11 protein-coding genes are annotated in these 13,751 nt (G+C 68.3%); 4 read left to right on the top strand and 7 right to left on the bottom strand.

Annotated features, from left to right (window positions below):
• Window positions 1-227: 227 nt before the first annotated feature.
• Window positions 228-1,514, top strand: coding sequence for an aminotransferase class I/II-fold pyridoxal phosphate-dependent enzyme (locus ACWEWT_RS35340; RefSeq protein WP_452565251.1), 1,287 nt, complete (start codon window positions 228-230; stop codon window positions 1,512-1,514).
• 23 nt (window positions 1,515-1,537) lie between these two features.
• Here the strand turns inward: ACWEWT_RS35340 and ACWEWT_RS35345 are convergent, their stop codons facing one another.
• A complete protein-coding gene (locus ACWEWT_RS35345; protein WP_452565252.1) occupies window positions 1,538-2,344 on the bottom strand; it encodes a methyltransferase domain-containing protein in 807 nt (268 codons plus the stop codon).
• Between the two features lie 116 nt (window positions 2,345-2,460).
• On the opposite strand from ACWEWT_RS35345, the gene ACWEWT_RS35350 reads away from it, so the two are divergent.
• Window positions 2,461-3,033 (top strand): HhH-GPD-type base excision DNA repair protein, encoded by a 573-nt coding sequence (locus ACWEWT_RS35350; RefSeq protein WP_452565253.1) that lies wholly within the window; start codon window positions 2,461-2,463, stop codon window positions 3,031-3,033.
• 21 nt (window positions 3,034-3,054) lie between these two features.
• On the opposite strand, the gene ACWEWT_RS35355 is transcribed toward ACWEWT_RS35350, so the two are convergent.
• The 3 genes from ACWEWT_RS35355 to ACWEWT_RS35365 all read right to left on the bottom strand — a co-directional run bounded on the left by ACWEWT_RS35355 (window position 3,055) and on the right by ACWEWT_RS35365 (window position 5,839).
• Window positions 3,055-3,771: an ESX secretion-associated protein EspG gene (locus ACWEWT_RS35355; RefSeq protein WP_452565254.1), complete on the bottom strand. Its 717-nt coding sequence runs from the start codon at window positions 3,769-3,771 to the stop codon at window positions 3,055-3,057.
• Window positions 3,771-5,357: a hypothetical protein gene (locus ACWEWT_RS35360; protein WP_452565255.1), complete on the bottom strand. Its 1,587-nt coding sequence runs from the start codon at window positions 5,355-5,357 to the stop codon at window positions 3,771-3,773. Before ACWEWT_RS35360 ends, ACWEWT_RS35355 begins: the two co-directional genes overlap by 1 nt.
• A 107-nt stretch (window positions 5,358-5,464) precedes the next feature.
• Window positions 5,465-5,839 carry a hypothetical protein gene (locus ACWEWT_RS35365; protein WP_452565256.1) on the bottom strand — a complete coding sequence of 125 codons (375 nt, stop codon included), beginning with the start codon at window positions 5,837-5,839 and terminating at the stop codon, window positions 5,465-5,467.
• A 673-nt stretch (window positions 5,840-6,512) separates the two neighbouring features.
• Between ACWEWT_RS35365 and ACWEWT_RS35370 the strand changes: the two genes are divergently transcribed.
• Window positions 6,513-7,790: an ROK family protein gene (locus ACWEWT_RS35370; RefSeq protein WP_452565257.1), complete on the top strand. Its 1,278-nt coding sequence runs from the start codon at window positions 6,513-6,515 to the stop codon at window positions 7,788-7,790.
• Between the two features lie 55 nt (window positions 7,791-7,845).
• Here the strand turns inward: ACWEWT_RS35370 and ACWEWT_RS35375 are convergent, their stop codons facing one another.
• A complete protein-coding gene (locus ACWEWT_RS35375) occupies window positions 7,846-9,453 on the bottom strand; it encodes a DUF2207 family protein (RefSeq protein WP_452565258.1) in 1,608 nt (535 codons plus the stop codon).
• A gap of 281 nt (window positions 9,454-9,734) precedes the next feature.
• Between ACWEWT_RS35375 and ACWEWT_RS35380 the strand changes: the two genes are divergently transcribed.
• Window positions 9,735-10,679 (top strand): neutral zinc metallopeptidase, encoded by a 945-nt coding sequence (locus tag ACWEWT_RS35380; RefSeq protein WP_452565259.1) that lies wholly within the window; start codon window positions 9,735-9,737, stop codon window positions 10,677-10,679.
• 1 nt (window position 10,680) lies between these two features.
• On the opposite strand, the gene ACWEWT_RS35385 is transcribed toward ACWEWT_RS35380, so the two are convergent.
• Entirely contained in the window at window positions 10,681-11,376 is a 696-nt protein-coding gene (locus tag ACWEWT_RS35385; protein WP_452565260.1) for a TetR/AcrR family transcriptional regulator, read from the bottom strand.
• Window positions 11,373-13,652 (bottom strand): MMPL family transporter, encoded by a 2,280-nt coding sequence (locus tag ACWEWT_RS35390; protein WP_452565261.1) that lies wholly within the window; start codon window positions 13,650-13,652, stop codon window positions 11,373-11,375. The genes ACWEWT_RS35385 and ACWEWT_RS35390 overlap by 4 nt, the downstream gene beginning before the upstream one ends.
• Window positions 13,653-13,751 lie beyond the last annotated feature (99 nt).

Genomic DNA, 13,751 nt, shown 5'->3' on the forward strand with positions numbered 1-13,751 from the left:
GCCCCGGTTCTGGAGCGACTGAGCGAAGGAGCGCAGCGACTGAGCGCCGGAGTGAAGAACCGGGGTTGATAGGGCCCCGCCCCCGCCCCGCCGAAGGCGGGGCGGATAAACACAGCCCAACACCTCCCGGTCGCCCCGCCCGCCCGGGTAACGTGGCTCGGGGCGGCCGGACCCGGTGGCCGCCCGTAGCGAAGATATTCACCCGGTAGTTGGAAAGGCTGTCCACGATGCCCCGGCAAACGCAGATCGGTTTGATGAGTTCCGCGGAACTCGCCGCCGAGCACGAACTCCAGTCCGCGAACTACGCGACACTGCAGGCTGCTCAGCTCGCCCTCGATCTGACCCGGGGTAAGCCCTCGCCGGAACAACTCGCCCTGTCCTCGGCCCTGCTGTCGCTGCCCGGTGACGGTGACTTCCGTGACGGCACCGGCACCGATTGCCGTAACTACGGTGGTCTGCAGGGACTTCCGGAGTTGCGTGCCATCTTCGGCGAACTGCTCGGTATCGGCGTCGACAATCTGATCGCCGGTAACAATGCCAGCCTGGAGTTGATGCACGACACCATCGTCTTCGCGACGCTGTTCGGGCTACCCGATTCGCCGCGGCGGTGGGCCGACGAACCCACGGTGAAGTTCCTGTGTCCCAGCCCTGGCTACGACCGGCATTTCGCGATCACCGAATCGCTGGGTTTCGAGATGATCCCCGTGCCGATGCGCCACAACGGGCCCGATACCCGGGTGGTCGCCGAACTGTTGGCCGACGACCCGCAGATCAAGGGTATGTGGGTGGTTCCGAACTATTCGAACCCGACCGGTGTGGTCTTCTCCGAAGATGTAGTGCGCGAACTGGTTTCGATCCCGGCGGCCGCTCCGGATTTCCGCTTGTTCTGGGACAACGCCTACGCGGTGCATCCGCTGACCGATACCGCTGCGCCGGTGGTGGATGTTCTCTCGATGGCCGCGGCGGCGGGAAATCCGCATCGGCCCTTGGTTTTCGCCTCGACTTCCAAGATCACTTTCGCGGGGTCCGGGGTGAGCTTCTTCGGTGCCTCGACCGAGAACCTGAACTGGTATCTGGGCCACGCCGGGAAGAAGAGTATCGGCCCGGACAAGGTCAACCAGTTGCGGCACCTGCGGTTCTTCACCGATGCCGCCGGCGTGCGGGCGCATATGCAGAAACATCGCGCGATCCTCGAACCGAAGTTCGCGCTGGTGCTGCGGATCCTGGAGGAACGCCTGGGCGCCTCCAAGGTCGCGTCCTGGACCGAACCCAAAGGTGGCTACTTCATCAGCCTCGATGTGCTCGAGGGGACGGCGGCCCGGGTGATCGAACTGGCGAAGGACGCCGGAATCGCGCTGACCGCGGCGGGCTCGGCCTTCCCGTACAAGAAGGATGCCGAGGACAAGAACATCCGGATCGCCCCCAGTTTCCCGGCGCTGCCGGAGCTGGAACGGGCCATGGACGGCCTGGCGACCTGCGTATTGCTGGCAGCAACCGAGAAACTGCTGAAGTAGCGGCCGGACGGTCCCCGGCGGGGTCAGGCGGGTTTGCGGACGTGTACGGCGAACATGGTCACCGAGAGGTGGATATCGCCGGCTGCCGCTCCGCGAGCCAGGTCGTCGAGTAGTTTCTCGCGTTCGGCCTCGGTGATCACCCGCCGGGCGACCGCCATGGCCGCGACCCGGCTGACCAGCGCGCCGGCGCCGACCGAGCGGTCCTGGATCAATGCCTGTGAACCGGTGCTCTCCACCACCAGCCCGGCCGCGGTCAGCAGCCCTGCCAGCCGGCGGCCCGAATAGGGATTGGTGGTGGCGGAGACGAGGGTGTCCACGACCTCGCGGACGACCCGGTGGTCGCCGGGGTGCACGATCGCCGAACCCCAGTCGGCGTCCATCACCACGGCCCGGCCACCGGGCCGCAGGACCCGGGCGATCTCCCGGGCGGCCCGCGCGGGCGCGGTCAGATGCTGGAAGACCCGCTCGCACAGCACGGCGTCGAAGGTTTCGGGTCCGAACGGCACGCCGTAGGCGTCGCCGGAATGGAACGTGGCCGGCGATCGTGTTTCGGTAGCGCGCGCGACGGCCGCGGCGAGCAGGTGCGGGTCGGGCTCCACGCCCGCGGCCGTACCGGTGGGCCCCACAGCGTCGGCGAAGGTGATCACCTCCGACCCCGTGCCGGAGCCGATATCGACCGCGTGCTCACCGGGCTGCAGCGCGAGCGCCTCGTGCGCCCAGTCGCGCAGTCTGGTGAGTCCCGGAAGGGTGGCCTGTAGATCGCGGATATCGACCAGCTGATCCTGGCCTGCGGCATCGAAACGGTCGGGGCGTAACCCGAAACTGTCCATGGGTCCGTGTCCATCCAGTGTGGTGGGTGGCTTAGTCGCCGTGTGTGGCATGGGGGCGAGCCTAACGGCTCGAGCCCGTGGGATCATCGCTGGTAGTCCAGAGTGAGGAGCACGGCATGGCCAAGTTGTGTCTGGCACAGGAACCCGAGGCCGACGAGCTGCTGTCGCAGAGTTCGCTGGCATTGCTGATCGGGATGCTCCTGGACCAGCAGTACCCGCTCGAACATGCTTTCCGGGGTCCCAAGAAGATCGCGGACCGGATGGGTGGGCTGGATATCGACTCGATCGCCACCGCGGATCAGGCCGAGTTCGAGGAGATGGCCGCCACGCCGCCCGCCATCCATCGCTACGGCCGGTCGATGGCCCGCCGGATCCAGGATCTGGCGCGCTATGTGATCGAGAACTACGACGGGGATGTGACCGCGATCTGGACGGCCGGGGATCCGGACGGCAAAGAGGTGCTGAAGCGGTTGAAGGCCCTGCCCGGATACGGCGACCAGAAGGCACGGATATTCCTGGCGTTGCTCGGTAAGCAAATGGGGGTCCGGCCGGCGGGATGGGAAGCGGCAGCGGGGGATTACGCCGAATCGGGGTCACGGCGATCTGCCGCCGATATCGTCGACGGGGAGACCCTGCTCGAGGTGCGGGCATTCAAGAAGCAGATGAAGGCGGCCGCCAAACAGAAATGACCTGCTCCGGGTAGGCCCTGATCAGCGGATACGGGCAATCCGGACGAGTTCGGCGGCCAGCTCGGATTCGCCGATCGGGGTGAGCGAGAGATGGCTGCCCGCGCTCAGCAGATAGCGCCCGTCGCCGGTGAAATCCAGCCAGGTGCGATGTACCGGAGGCGGTGACATCGGATCGTCCGGGGTGACGATGACGGTGAAGAAACCGCGTGCGTCGATGGGCCGGTGCAGGATCTCGCGCAGCCGCTCGGCCCGGGTGCCCAGGTGGCCGGAGCCACCCGGGCCCGGATCCGGGCACAGTACGGCTTCGCGTGGTTCCCGCATGGCCGGGAGGACACCGGGCCCGACCGGTCCCAGCGCGGTCGCGAGATGTTTTCCGATATTCCTTGCGTGACAGGCCGTTACGTACACCTGCCCGGAGTGTGTGTGGATCACCGCACCCCAGCTGCCGAAGGCGACGGCGAGCGCCAGGATCGGGTCGGGGCGGCGGTGTTCGCCGTCGAACTCGTCGCCGAATACGGTCACCCTGGTGACATCGGTGCGCGCGAGAAAGCGCAGCGTGCCGGTGAGGTCGGCGTCGCCGTTGGGTGGGAACCGGCGTTCCAGTTCCAGTGCGGCCCGCGCGCTCTCGGTGGTGACCGTCCCGCGTGGGGCGAGGTCTATCGGATGGGGCCGCCGGTCGAGTCCGGTCTCGGTCTGCCAGATATGACCGAATTCGTCCGGCGTGAACACCCATTCCATCAGCGGCTCCCGCCACCCGGCTCGGGTCTGTCCGGTTTCCCGGCCTCGGTGTATTCACCGAACACGGGTGGGCTGGCAGGTGGGGTGGCGGTCAGGTCTTCGTTCGGTGCGCGCAGATAGTCGGGGCCGGTGCGTTCACTATCGGGTGTACGCGGCGGTGACGGCCGCGCGACGGTGGGTAGTGGTAGACCGGCCGGCCGTGCCGCACGGGACCCGGCATTTTCGGATCTGTCACCCGCTTCCGTGGTATCCGCTGGGGTGCTCGCGGCGCCGAAGGATTCCCGGGCCGCTTCGGTGGCCGCGCGGGGAAGTGTCTGCCGGGTGACCTGTTCGGTATGGCCGGGTCGCTGCGCGGAGCCGGCCTCGGAACCCGTCGCGGAGTGGGGTGGCTGGTTCGCCGCGGGTGCGGACGGGACGATCGGGCCGGGGTTACCGCCGGTGGATGTGGCCGGTGCGGGTGGCCCGCAGGTGGTTTCCGTCCCGATGGCTCCTGCCGGCCCCCCTCCCGTCGACGGAGCGTAGGACCCGGTGGCCCGGGTGGTGACCGGCTCGGGCCGGTCCGGGCCCGGAGTCGCCCCGGCCGGAGTGGTCGGCAGCGTTGGTGACGGCTCGGTGGCCGCCGCGTTCTCCGCGGCGGGTGCCCCTGTTGCGGGGGAGGGGGTATCCGTGGCTTGCGGCTCGGGGGCGCCGTCGGCATCGGAGCCGACGCCTGCGGGCGGTCCGGGCGGTGCCGGTGCACCGGAATCCGGTTGCGGTACGACGGCCGCCGGTTCGGTGTGTTCCTCGTCCGGCTCGCCGGCGGGAGTGCCGGAACCCGGATCGGTATATGCGCTTTCCGAGCCGTCCCCGGGCTCTACAGTTCCGCTCGCGGGGCCGATCGACGGGGCCGCGGACGGCGGAGAATCGGGGCCCCGGCCGTTCGGGCCGAGCAGGGGGTCCGAGACCGTGTGCGGAGCCGTCGCGGCGGGATCCCTCGCGGGGGCTCCCGCGGCCGGTGGGCCCGGTACGGGACCCTCGTCCGCGGGTGGCGCGAATCGGGGGACGCAGTCGCCGCTGGCCGGGATCGTCGGGTTGTAGCCGAAGGTCATCGCGTCCTGGGCCGCGGCCGTCAGCGCAGCCGCCGCCGTGTTGTAAGCGGTGCGCCGCGGCGCACCGGCGGCTGCTTCGGCGACCGGGTCCGGATCCGGCAGGTAGGGGCCGGGCGGCGGCGGTATCGCGGTGCGCACCGATTCGGCGGCGGCGGAATCCGCGGCGAGCAGTTGCTCCACCACACGGCAGACCCCGACCGCATCGTCGCCGGCCCGGACGAACGCGGTCGCCGCGCGGGCCGCGGCGGTTGCCGACAGCCCCGACCAGCCGCCGGAGAAATGCGTGAGATCGCGGGCGAATTCGTCGAACGCGGTCTCCACGGCAGTCGCGGTGTGCCCCCAGGTATCGGCCAGCCGGCTCAGCTCCGCCGGTGCCAGCACCTCATGTGCCAGGTCCCAGATCTCCTGATGGGTGTACGCGTCGAAAACATCACGGTCGGGTACGTAAGCCGGATCCGTGCCCGCCTGTGTCGTGCCCGGCTGCCCCTGCTGCGCCACTATCGGCCCCCTTGGTCGTTCGGTTCGGCGCGCACCGGTCACGGCGCGCCGGACCGCATGGATTCAATTTTTCTGCACCCCTGCGTAATTCGATATACTGCCGCATGTCATGCGGTATCCGCCACCGTGCGGGCGAGGGCCGCGCTGTTGGCGGCATCGGCTTCGACCAACAGTGACGCGGCCGCCAGATATGCGGCCTTGTGCCGCAGTGCCGTCTGCTCGAAGGCGCTGAGAGTATCCAGATACTCCTGCCCCTTCGCGGCGAAACCCCGGGTCAGCGCATGGCCCGAGGGAAGCTCCGGAAAACCGCGGACCACGGTGAGCGGCGTTGCGTCATCCCGGGCCCGGCGTATCCGCTCCGCCAGCCGGTCACAGGATTCGGCGAGGCCGCGGGCCGCCTCCTCGGACATTCGGAACTCTCCGGCCCGCGCCGCCTCGTACAGGCGAACTGCCGCCGATTGACCCAGATCGGGTACGGACATCCTCTTCCCCCTTCGGTCTCCCCACCGTGCGCCCGGAGCATAGCAGCGGAAAAAGTCGCGGACCAGGGCCTTCGTAACTGCGTGGACGGGCCGGGCGCGGAGATCCGACGGCCGGGCGGGTGCTACCGCGGCGGACCGGGCCGAAAATACGGCTACGGATATTCTCCGTCCATATGCGGAGAATATTCTCCCGCAATCGATGGGAAATATTCCCCGGGAGTTCACGGGAAATGCTCCGGCCCCGGATCGCCGGTATTCTCCGCATGATCGCGGAGAATTCGATTCGGCGGTCTTTCGAATTCGTGGTGGCGTAGGTATGCGGCCGATACCACATCCGCGGGCGCGCGAGAATGACCGTGCAGCGTGGTCCGGCGGACGGTGGCTCACCGAAAAATGGGGTATCAGCAGGGAAAACGCCCGAGGCCAGGATACGAAGATCGCGGAAACCTTGGTGTTGCGACCGGGGAGATGTTAATTTATTTGTTATGTCTACCAGCAGCGCCGACTCGCGGAAGGTCACCTACGTGACCGCCGCTCTGGGTCTGCGTCTGCCCCTCACCCGCGAGTTGTGTTGCCACCGCTGCTGCGGTTGAGCGATTTGGATCTCCCAGCCGCCTCGTTCCAGTTGTAGGCATATCCCGTTCCGCGGGAAATATTCATCGAGGAAATTCATATGGCTGTCCGCACCGCCGAACGCACCGCGTCGCAGGCTTCCACAGTTCGTACCCGAGTTCCCCGTCCGGTCGTCGCCCCTGATCTGCGGTTATCGGATAACCCCGCCGCGGCCGTGCTCCGGGCCGCCACCACCGGCCCGGTTTTCCGGGACAAGACGGCCCGTGCCACCGGGCTGAGTATCGCCACCGTGAACCGGCAGGTGTCATCGCTGCTCACCGCCGGTTTGCTCCGTGAGCGTGCCGATCTGACCGCCTCCGGCGCGGTCGGCCGGCCCCGGGTGCCGTTCGAGGTCGATCACGATACGTTCGGAACCCTCGGCGTCCATATCGGCGCGGCGTCCACCCGGATCGTGGTCTCGGATCTGCGGGGGCGGATTCTCGGCGGCCTGACCATCGCCACCCCGCAGACGGGGCAGGAGTTCGCGGTCAAAACCGTCGCGCACAGCGCGAAATCCTTTCTGCAGCGCTGGTATCGGCGCAATCCTTTATGGGTGGGTGTCGCCATCGGCGGCCGGGTGGATCCCGGCACCGGCGTCGTCGACCATCCGAAGCTGGGCTGGCAGACCGCTCCGGTCGGCGCGGTGTTCAGCGAGGTACTCGGCCTGCCGGTCACGGTCGCCCCGCATGTGGAGGCGATGGCGGCATCGGAACTGCTGCTGCCCGGCGTGAGTCAGGAGACGGCGGAGGAACAGGGCCGGGCCGCACACGGCAGCAGCCTCTACTTCTATGTCCGTGAGACCGCCGGGATCTCGGTGACCCTGGACGGCCGGGTGCATACGCCGAGCAACGGACCGGGTTCCATCGCGCATCTGCCCACGGGCTCCGATATCGAATGCTCGTGCGGCCGGCGCGGTTGCCTGGAGGCGACCGTCGGTGACCGTGGTCTCCACGCGCGCGCCGTCGGCCGGGGAATCATTCCCGCGCACAACGGGAAAGCCAGCTCGACCGTCGCCGATCTCTACCGGGCGGCGGCGGGCGGCTCCGAGCCGGCCCGCGAACTGCTGGCCGAACGGGCGACGGTCCTCGGCCGGACGGTCGCCCTGGTGCGGGATATGCTCAACCCCGACCGGGTAGTGCTCGGTGGTCAGGCGTTCACGACCTACCGCCCCGGCCTCGCCCATGTGTCGCGCGCCTTCAACGAATCGACGGTGCTGCCGCCCACGGATATCCGGGTCACCGGATACGCCTCGAAGGTGCAGGAATTCGCGGCCGTCGTCACTTCGCTGAGCGCCCTGTACGCCGATCCGCTCGCCGCGCTGCGCCGGGTCACGGCATGAGGCGCTGACGCCCCGGACGTGACCCCGTGCGGCAACAGCCGCACGGGGTTTTCCGTTATTTCGCGGGGAACAGAGATTCGATCGCGGTGATGAAATACGGGAAGTGCACGGCGAAGCGGTGCAGATCCCGGTCGCCCTCGAAACCGCCGAACCAGTACAGACCAGGATCATCGTCGGCGGAGGGGTCGATATCGCGGAAGGTGCGGACCCAGTTGTCGGCTCGGCTCCAGACCACCATGTAGGGCAGACCGCGCGAGAACACGAGTTCACGATCACCGGGTGGGATCTGCCGGCTGGTCACCTGCTCCAGGCCCTTCTGCAGCCCGCGTACCTGCGCGGTCAGTGTCCGGCCGAAAGCGGTGCGCACCGGTAGGAACCGCTGGGCGGCGAGCAGGCCGGCACCGGCCAGCGCGATCGCCACACCCACCAGGGCGTGGCCGGCCAGCAGGGCCGCGAGAACGGTCACCGCGGCGCCCAGTACGACCAGCCCGCCGCCCAGCCACAGTGGGATCCGGCGGCGGACCGGATCGATGAAGGCGCCGCGTTCCACCGCGTCGGCGACCATGGCCTGCCGGAGCGGTTCGGTCGGCAACCGGCCGGGTGCGCCGAGTTCGGCCATGGTGACCGCGTCGGTGCCGGGCGGCAGCAGCGCGTCGTAGACCGTCCGCTCGTAGGCGCGCAACTGGTCGTCGGCCGGATTCACCCGGACCATCCGCCACTGTGTCTCACCGATCCGCGCGATCCACAGATAGTTGCGGACCGCCAGATCCACCACCGTGGCCGCGATATCGGTCGGATCGGAGTAGCCGTCCAGGAGTACACCGGCCTCGCCCGGCAGGAGGCCGTCCGGTGAGCTGAACTGGGTCCGTCCGTTGCTGCGCACCAGCGGTTCCATCGGTTCGGCCGGGACCGATTGCCGGCGCGCCCAGAAGACGTAGGCGGCGAGCGCGGCGAGCGCGGCCAGCAGCAGCCCGAAGGCGACGAGTACGGGTCCGGTCACCGCGAACGGCGAATCGCCCGGACCGGTGATATCGGCGTTCGGCGGTACCGTTCCGGGCGGGATCTGCAGTGTCAGATCGACGGATTCGCCCTTGCGTAGATTCGTCTGGTCCAGGTACATGACGCCGTCCGGCTCGATCCGCACCTGTGCGCAGGGCCGGGTGGCGCCGATCGGGCCGAGCAGGCATTCCACGATGCCCATCTCGAAACTGGGGCTGATCAGTGAGGCATGGATCTCGGCGAGATCGACATTGAGCACCCCGAACCAGCGGAAGACCTGGCTGCCGTCGGCATCGCTGACCGTATTGCGCACCGAATAGCGGAAGGTCGTCTCCCCGGGGCCCGCGTCGACGGTGAACAGATCGTCGGCGATCGTCGCGCTGCCCGGTCCGCTGGTCTCGATATCGGTCACCGCGAACCGGCGTTCGGAATCCTCGCTTATCTGTACCCGCAGCGGCAGCGTCATGGTGAATCGCTCACCGGGCGGAACCGTCACGCGTTCGGTCACTTCCAGCACGCCCGCGCGGTTCAGCGTCATATCCAGGTACAGGATCGAACCGGCCGGCTGCTGGGCCCGCGCCGGCGGCGTGCCCGGCCCGAGAACACCGAGAAGTCCGGTCAGTGCGAGCAGCAGCGCGAGTGCGCCCCCCCGAAATATGAGCATGACTCGTTACCTTAGACAGCTTGCTATCCTGCGTCAGCGGCTGTTGGTGATCGGAGAAGGCGAGGGGGTCCGGGGGAGTGACACAACCACCTTACGGACGCGGACCGGTACCGCCGGGTAGGCAGCCGATACCGCCCGGTGGCGGGCCCCGGTACGGTCCCCGCCCGGGTGGGCCGCAGCGGCCGCCGTATCAGGGGCCTCCTCTCGGATACCCTGCGGCTCCGGGCTATCCACACCGTCAACCGGGTTATCCACCGCCCGGCTATCCAGCGCAGGGCTCGATGCCCGGCTATCGCCCGATCGTCGCTCCGCCCATGCCGCCGCCGGTGCCCTATCGGATACCCAACGCGCCGCGGCCACGTACCCGCCGCAGTAGCGGCAATACCTTGCTGCTGGTCCTGGTGGTGATCGTCGTGCTGGTCGGCGCGCTGGTACGCGGTGCGTTGAATTCCGACACCCTGCGTGTGCTCGGCCCGCAGCCCGAGCGCAGCTACGACACCGGCGAAACCGGTCCCGCCCAGACCGGTACGAATCCACTGCTCACCGATACCGATGCGACGCTGATCCCCGCGGACTGCGAGTACTCGCCGTGGTCGACCGACGAGGATACGGCCCGGGCCTTCTTCGAGAGCGCCGGGAAATGCCTGGAGGCGGCCTGGCAGCCGGTCCTGGCGGAGGCGGGTCTGCCGTTCGAGCCGCCCACCGTGCTGGTATCGGCGAGCACCGACGGCATAACCACTCCGTGCACCGGTTCGACCAGCGATTTCGCGGCCTTCTACTGTCCGGCGAACCGGACCGTCTATATGCCGATCAGCCAGTTGCAGACCGATTACTACGAGGACAACTGGGTGGTCTACCTGTCGGTGTTCGCCCACGAGTACGGCCATCACATCCAGAACATGTCCGGAATCCTGCTCGCCGCCAACAGCGCCCGCGTCGACGCGGGCGCGCGCAGTACCGAGGGTCTCGAACTGTCGCGCCGGGTGGAGTTGCAGGCCAACTGCTTCGACGGGATGTATCTGGTGTCCTCCGCCGACGGCGGTGCGCTCACCGGCCGGCAGTTGACCGACGCGCGAACCGATGCCGACCACCGCGGCGACCAGCACGGTGATATGCGCGATCACGGCACCCCGGAGAACGGCGGACGCTGGTTCGGGCTGGGCGTCGAGCACAATCTGACATCGGAGTGCAACACCTTCACCGCCTCGGCCGATGCGGTGAATTGAGTCAGTCGGCGGCCGCACCCGGTTCGCGGAGCCGGGTGCGGAGATCCATCACCCATTCGGTCATCTCGGCCGGGGTCTTGTCGCGCCCCATCAGCTCACCGAGGATATGCCCGAAACATGCCGCGTCGAGCACTCTTTCGGCGACAGTCATCGGATCACCCCAGGGCAGATACGGTTTCGCCAGCAGCAGTGAGGCGATACCGTGTGCTGCCGCCCACAGTTCGAGCACCAGCGGAGTGGGGTCCGCGCGGTCGACCAGCCCGTCGGCCATGGCCTCTTCCACTGTCGCGGCGAAATACCGGAACGCGCCGCTGGTCAGCACCATGTCCACGGCGCCCTGGTGCGTGGTGGGGATGGTCGCCAGCCGGTACTGCTCGGGATGGTCCAGGGCGAACCGGACGTAGGCGAGACCGAGCCGGTGCAATCGCAGGGCCGGTGGATCCGCGGGATCCACCGCGGCCTGCATCGCGGTGTTCAGCGCTTCGAACACCTCGGCCACCGCGGCGTCGATCAGTGCGTCCTTATCGGCGAAATGCCGGTAGATGGAGGGCGCGCTCACCCCGACCGAACCTGCGACGGCGCGGATGGATACCGCCCCGACACTGCCGGTGCGCTCGAGCAACTCCCGGGTGGCGGCGAGGATCTCGGCGCGGAGCCGGCCACCGGCTCCGCGTGGGGATCTCGGCCGCCCGGTCATACGCGCACCGGTGGTGCTGCGCCGGCCGCCGCCGTATCGACCGGCTCTTCGGTGAATCCGATCCGGTCGTGCAGCCGGGCCAGCGGTTTCGGCGCCCACCAGTTGAGCGGGCCCAGCAGTTTCATCAGCGCCGGTACCAGCAGCGCCCGGATGAGGGTGGCGTCGGCGAGCACGGTCAGCGTCAGGCCCAGGCCCATCAGCTGGATGAACGACACCTTGGAGGTGGTCAGCGCGCCGATCACGATCGCCATCAGCACTGCCGCGGCGGTGAAGATACGGCCGGTGCGGGCCACCCCGATGGCGACGGCCTCGGTGTTGTCCGCTTCCGCGTGCTCCGATCCGGTACGCCCGGCCCGCCGCCGCAACCATTCCTCACGGATCCGGGAGAGCAGGAATACCTCGTAGTCCATGGAAAGGCCGAAGGCCAGGCAGAACATCAGAATCGGCATGGTCGGCACCAGATAGCCGACGGCGGTGAAGCCGAGCAGCCCCTCCAGATGACCCTCCTGGAAGATCCACACCATGGCGCCGAAGGCGGCGGTCAGCGAAAGGGTGTTCAGCAGTAGGGCTTTCAGCGGCAGGACCAGACTGCCGGTGAACAGGAACAGCACCACGAATGTCGACAATACGATGAGCAATCCGGCGAGCGGGAGCTTGTCGGCCAATGCCTCGAGCGAATCCTCGTTCACCGCGGCCGAGCCGCCGAACAGGGCCGGGGCGGGTGTGTCGACCGCGCGCAGGGCGTCCAGCTGATCGCGGCCCGCGGGGGAGAAGGGATCCAGTGACGAGGTGACGGTCAGGTAGGTGCCGGTCTGGTTGCTCATACCGGGCGGGGTGGGCGCCAACCGGTTCCCGGAGACGTACACCCCGGAGTCGGCCAGTACGGCGGTGACGCCGTCGATCTCCGACAGCCGGGCCGCGTATTCGCCGATCCCGCGGTCGTCGCGGTAGCCGTCGAGCACGATCGTGGTGTTCCCGCCGGGATCGGCCCGCGGGAATTCCGCGCGGACCTCGTCACCCACCTGCCGGCTCGACGCCGAGGTCGGTAGTACCCGCTCGTCGGGGTAGCCGAATTTCACCGAGAGGAACGGTGAGCCCAGTGCCAGCATGAGCGCCACGATCGCCACGGCGACCGGTACCGCGGCCCGCATGACCCGCTTGACCAGCCGGTACCAGCCGGTCTGCTCCGGGACCATGGCCCCCAGCGGAGCCGGTTCGCGGCCGAACAGGCGCAGTATCGGCGCGCGCAGGTCGAGCGAGTTGACCCGATGCCCCAGCAATACCAGGGCGGCCGGCAGGACCACGATCGACGCGACAGCGGCCGCGACCACGACAGCTACCCCGGAGTAGGCGAACGAGCGCAGGAAATACAGGTCGAAGACGAGCATGGCCGACAGCGACAGCGCGACGGTGACCGCGGAGAACAGCACGGTGCGCCCGGCGGTCTGCAGAGCGCGGACGGTGGCCGCGCGCGGGTCGCGGCCGGCCGCGAGCTCCTCGCGGAACCGGCTGACGATGAACAGGCTGTAGTCGATGGCCAGTGCCAGCCCGAGCGCGGTGGTCAGGTTCATCGCGTAGATGGAGACATCGGTGAACAGGGTGAACAGCTTCAGGATGGCCAGGGTGGCGGCGATCGCGAACAATCCGACCAGCAGCGGCAGCGATGCAGCGATCAGACTGCCGAAGACCAGTACGAGCACGATCAGGGTCAGCGGGATCGCCGCGGCTTCGGCGACCGCGAGGTCGTGGGTGATCTGGTCGTTGACTTCGTGGAAGGTGGCGGCGGTACCGCCGGCCCGGACGGTCACCCCGTCGGCGGATCCGGTGACCTGTCCGCTGAGTTCGCTCGCGGCGTCCTGGATCTGGGTCTCGTCACCTTCGAAATTGACCGCGATGAGCCCGGATTCACCGTCGGTACTGCGCAGTGCGCTCGCGACCGCTGGTGACGGCGCGGTCCAGTACGACTGGACTCCGGCGGTATCCGGGCGGGCCTTCAGGACATCGATGATCTGCAGGGCGCGGGCACGGACCTGGTCCGCGTCGACTCCGTCGGGAGATTCGACCAGCAGGATGTAGTTGGGCGCGGCCCCGTCGAAGTTGTCGGTGAGCATCTCGGCCGCGCGAATGGATTCGGCGTCCCCGGAGACGAACCCGCCGGATTTCAGTCCGGCGGCCGCGGTGGCGCCGAAGATCCCGCAGAGTAGGGCGACAACCAGCGCGCCGGCCAGTATTGCGCGCGGAAATCGGGTGGTGAACTGCGCGATGCGTAGCAACATGTCGTGGCCCCCGAACTAGTAAGTTAGTGGCGTTAGCGTAACGCTGTTAACTCATGGGGGGAAGGGGCTCGGTGAAGTTCGTGGCGAGCCGGGACCCAC

The organism is Nocardia sp. NPDC003963 (assembly GCF_053605105.1).